Source organism: Hallella sp., assembly GCF_037460745.1.
Taxonomy (GTDB): domain Bacteria; phylum Bacteroidota; class Bacteroidia; order Bacteroidales; family Bacteroidaceae; genus Prevotella; species Prevotella faecis.
In genome coordinates, this window is sequence record NZ_JAXVAE010000166.1 from 1 (window position 1) to 5,175 (window position 5,175).

The 5,175-nt window shown below is 60.0% G+C and carries 2 protein-coding genes; both read left to right on the forward strand.

Features of this window, described 5'->3' with window-relative positions:
• The first annotated feature begins 755 nt into the window (after positions 1–755).
• A complete protein-coding gene (locus WKK33_RS11035; protein ID WP_337933867.1) occupies positions 756–2,951 on the forward strand; it encodes a GH92 family glycosyl hydrolase in 2,196 nt (731 codons plus the stop codon).
• A 439-nt stretch (positions 2,952–3,390) separates the two neighbouring features.
• The gene (locus WKK33_RS11040; protein ID WP_337933870.1) at positions 3,391–4,881 is read left to right on the forward strand and encodes a glycoside hydrolase family 125 protein; all 1,491 of its coding nucleotides are present in this window, start codon (positions 3,391–3,393) and stop codon (positions 4,879–4,881) included.
• Positions 4,882–5,175 lie beyond the last annotated feature (294 nt).

Consider the following 5,175-nt stretch of genomic DNA (forward strand, 5'->3'; position numbering starts at 1 on the left):
TCTTCAGATAATTTAAGGGGTGGAAAACATGACAAGCTAAATCCGTTTAAGACAGATGGAAGCCGTCAAAACGTCAATACACGGTAAGTGTTTGATAATAAGTAGATTACAAAAACGCACAAGAATGGCGTATTTGGAGACGGATGAGAGGTCGAACGAAAAAACAGTGTAGATTGATGTATAGTTTGTTAGGATAAATGATCGCAGGATAAACGACGCCTGTTGGTCATTGGGCTTCACATATCATTACCTCCCGTTGGCCGGTGGGGCTTCGCAGTGCTTTTTTTTAGAACACGAATCTCACGAGACTCGGCGTAGCCCCACTGACCACAGGGAGGTAATGACGTGCGTAGACCCACCGACCGAAGGAAGGTAATGCATATCCTATTATACAGTGATGGCATTTTCTCTCAGTTGTCATTCGTGAGATAATAAACACCGACGGTGTTTCCTCTCAGTCGTCATTCGTAAGATTCGCGAGATTCGTGTTCTTTAAAAAATAGCGAGCGTGTGCATCGGCCAGTGGTGCTTCGTACGTCATTACCTCCCGTTGGTCGGTGGGGCTTCGCCGAGTCTCGTGTTCTTTAAGAATAAGCGAGAGTTTGCGTCGCTTGGTGTGGTTTTATCATCCCTGAACGATTATTTACGCGAATCCTTGTCCGTTTCGCTATTTATTTATACTTTTACGACCAATTACCGCAATGCGGGGACGGACGCCCATCATGCCACATCCCCACCGCCTAAACCTACAAACCATGAAGCATCGTATCGCAACCCTATGGATAGCCCTCGCCGGCACCCTGGTCGGCTACGGCCAATCAGTCCAGCCCGGCCAACCATCCCAACTCGCCCAACCTGAGCCATCCTCCCTCACCCAATACGTCAACCCACGCATCGGCACTGGCGGCCACGGCCACGTGTTCCTCGGCGCCAACGTGCCCTTCGGCTACGTGCAGCTCGGCCCCACCGAGCCCACACGAGGTTGGGACTGGTGCTCCGGCTACCACGCCTCCGACTCCGTCCTCATCGGCTTCGGACACCAGCACCTCAGCGGCACCGGCGTCGGCGACCTCGGAGACATCGCCTTCCTGCCCGTGGCCAACGCCCAGCAGCGCAGCGCCCTCTTCCACCACGCCAACGAGACCGTGCGCCCCGGCTACTACGCCGTGAAGCTCCAGCAGCCCAACGTGTGGGTGGAGCTCACCGCCACGCAGCGCGCCGGCTTCCACCGTTACACCTTCGGCGCCGACACCCATCGCGCCATGCTCCTGCTCGACCTCGCACAGGGCATCGGGTGGGACAAGGCCACCCAGTACGGCGTGGAGCGCGTCACCGCCACCTCGCTCGCCGGCCACCGCTTCTCCAAGGGATGGGCCAACAATCAGAAGGTGTTCTTCGCCGCCGAGTTCTCGCAGCCCGTCACTGTTGAGCCGATGGACAGCGGCCGATGGCTCATCACCGCCTCCGATGTGTCGCAGCCGCTTCTGGTGAAGGTCGGACTGTCGGCTGTCAGCGTCGACAACGCCGAGGCCAACCGCAAGGCCGAGCTGCCCGGATGGGACTTCCACAACCAGGTGGCCCTCGCCGACAAGGCGTGGAACGAGGCGTTGGGCAGGGTCACCATCAAGACCTCCAACCTCACGCAGCGCCGCATCTTCTACACCGCCCTCTACCACACCATGACGGCGCCCTCGGTCTTCTCCGATGTCAATGACTACTACCGTGGCGCCGATGGCGAGGTGCACCACGGCTCCTTCACCAACTACACCACGCTCTCGCTCTGGGACACCTACCGCGCCGCCCATCCGCTCATGACGCTCATCCACACCGACCGCCTGTCCGACATGGCCGAGACCTTCATCCATATCTACCGCGAGCAGGGCAAGCTGCCCGTGTGGCACCTCATGGGCTGCGAGACCAACTGCATGGTGGGCAACCCCGCCATTCCCGTCCTCGCCGACATGGTGCTCAAGGGCCATGTGGCCGACCGCGAGGGTGCCTACGAGGCCATGAGGCAGTCGGCGCTGGCCGATGAGCGCGGCCTCAACCTGCTCAAGCAGTATGGCTACCTGCCCTGCGACAAGGAGGAGAGCCGCGAGACGGTGGCCAAGGGCCTGGAGTATGCCTTGGCCGACTGGTGTGTGGCGAAGGTGGCGCGCCTCTTGGGCAAGAAGGCCGACGCACGCTACTTCGCGCAGCGCGCCCTGTCCTACCGCAAGTATTTCGACCCGCAGACCACCTTCATGCGCGGCGTCGACAGCAAGGGGCTGTTCCGCGTGCCGTTCAATCCCTTCTCGGCCGACCACCGCATGGACGACTACACCGAGGGCAACGCGTGGCAGTACACCTGGCTCGTGCCCCACGATGTGCGCGGACTGGTGAAGCTCTTTGGCGGCGAGCGCGCCTTCACCACGAAGCTCGACTCGCTCTTCGTCGTCACGGGCGACCTCGGGGCCAACGCCTCGCCCGACATCACCGGCCTCATCGGGCAGTATGCCCACGGCAACGAGCCCAGCCACCATGTGCTCTACCTCTATCATTATGTGGGGCAGCCGTGGAAGGGCGCCCGCCTGCTGCGCCAGACCATGACGGAGCTCTATCGCGACGATCCCGACGGCCTCTGTGGCAACGAGGACGTGGGGCAGATGTCGGCATGGTACATCCTCTCGGCCATGGGCATCTACCAGGTGGAGCCGGCGGGCGGACGCTACATCATCGGGTCGCCGCTCTTCGACGAGGCCACGCTAAAGCTCCCCCACGGCAAGAGCTTCTCTATAAGGACCCTCAACAACAGCGCTGAGAACATCTATGTGCAGGGGGCCAAGCTCAACGGACGCCGCTACACCAAGTCGTACCTCTTCTACGACGACATCATGCGCGGCGGCGTGCTCGAACTGCAAATGGGCAGCCAACCCTCCAACTGGGGCACCCGCCCCGCCGATCGCCCCTAACCGCTCGCACAAAGCGCAATAAAGGCAAACGAAGCGGGCTGAAAGCCAAGGTAGCGCATAGCCCCAGGTGTGTCAAAAGGCAAACGAGACGGGCTGAAAGCCCAATGATCTCCTTAGCCCAGGGCGTCGCTTCGCTTGCCGCTGGGCTATGAACTTCTGTCCCTTCGGGACGTGTGCTTTGACTTTCGCACGTCATTCGTGAGATAATAAACACCGACGGTGTTTCCTCTCAGCCGTCATTCGATAGATTCGTGAGATTCGTGTTCTTTAAAAAATAGCGAGCGTGTGCATCGGCCAGTGATGCTTCGTACGTCATTACCTCCTGTTGCTCGTTGGGCTTCGCCGAGTCTCGTGTTCTTAAAAAATTGCCGAGCCCCGATCGTCCCGTGTTCGTTGCCCTCTGCCCACCCACATCATTATGTAACCAATCATTTATCCCATGAGACAAACCCTTTTTACCATTGCCCTCCTCGCCGCCGCCACCACCGCCGCGGCGCAAGAGAACGCCACGGTCGACATCCACGCGCGCTACACCCAGGTGGTGACGCCCGTCGACGGACAGTACACATCGAAACGCCCACCCGTCGCCTCCCGCCTCTTCACCTCGCCTGCCGTGGAGAAGAAGATACGCGAGGTGCAGAAGGTGCTGCGCCACAACCCCAAGCTCGCATGGATGTTCGCCAACTGCTTCCCCAACACCCTCGAGAGCACCGTCCATTACCGACAGCTGCCCAATGGCGACGACGACACCTTCGTCTATACCGGCGACATTCCCGCCATGTGGCTGCGCGACTCGGGCGCGCAGGTCTACCCCTATGTGGCGCTCGCCAACCAAGACGAGCGCCTGCGCCGCATGCTGCGCGGCGTCATCCTCCGACAGATGAAGTGCATCAACATCGACCGCTACGCCAACGCCTACAACGATGGGCCCACCGGCGCGGGGTGGCAGAAGGATGGCACCAAGATGAGGCCCGAGGTGTTCGAACGCAAGTATGAGATCGACTCCTACTGCTATCCCATCCGTCTGGCCTACCACTATTGGAAGGTCACGGGCGACGACACCGTGTTTGCCGACGACTGGATCGACGCCATCGGCAACATCCTCGCCACCTTCCACGAGCAGCAGCGCAAGACCACACGCAAGGCTTACCACTTCACACGCATGACCGACCGCGCCTTCGACACCGTGGGGTGGGATGGCTATGGGGCGCCCGTGAAGCCCGTGGGCCTCATCGCCTCCATGTTCCGGCCGTCCGACGACGCCACCATCCTGCCGTTCCTCGTGCCGTCCAACTTCATGGCGGTGTCGGCCATGAACAAGGCCGCCGAGATCCTGCGCCATTGCGCCCAGAAGGCCGACGGCGCCAAGGCCGACACCCTGCGCTCTCGCGCACGGCAGTGCAGCGACCTGGCGGCCGAGGTGAAGGCGGCGCTGCAGACCTACGCCGTCTACGACCACCCCAAGTATGGCAAGATCTACGCCTATGAGGTCGACGGCTTCGGCAACCAGCTCCTCATGGACGACGCCAACGTGCCGTCGCTCCTCGGCATGGGCTACATGGGCGATGTGGACCCCGCCGACCCCATCTACCAGAACACGCGACGCTTCGTGTGGAGCGACGACAACCCCTGCTTCTTCCGTGGCAAGGCAGGCGAGGGCATCGGTGGTCCGCATATCGGCTACGACATGCCGTGGCCCATGTCGATCATGATGAAGTGCTTCACCGCCACCTCCGACGACGAGATACGCTGGTGCATGCGCGCCCTGCTGGCCACCGACGCCGGCACGGGCTTCATCCACGAGTCGTTCCACAAGGACGACGCCACCCACTACACGCGCCCATGGTTCGCCTGGCAGAACACCCTCTTCGGCGAGCTCGTCTGCAAGCTCATCCAGGACGGCAAGGCCCCGCTCCTCAACAGCCTGTAACTTAATGATCAGCGAGCGTTTCTTCGCTTGGTGAGGCTTCGCAGTGCCTTTTTTAGAACACGAATCTCACGAGATTTGTCGTTGACCCACCGACCAACGGGAGGTAATCTACCGAATGCAGATATGTGAAACGCCCCTGGCGTTTGGAATCTCACGAATGCATATCATATGAAACACCGACGGTATTCCTCTCAGTTGTCATTCGTGAGATAATAAACACCGACGGTGTTTCTCTCAGTCGTCATTCGTAAGATTCGCTTTCTATGTTAAAATCCAAATATTTTGACCATTATT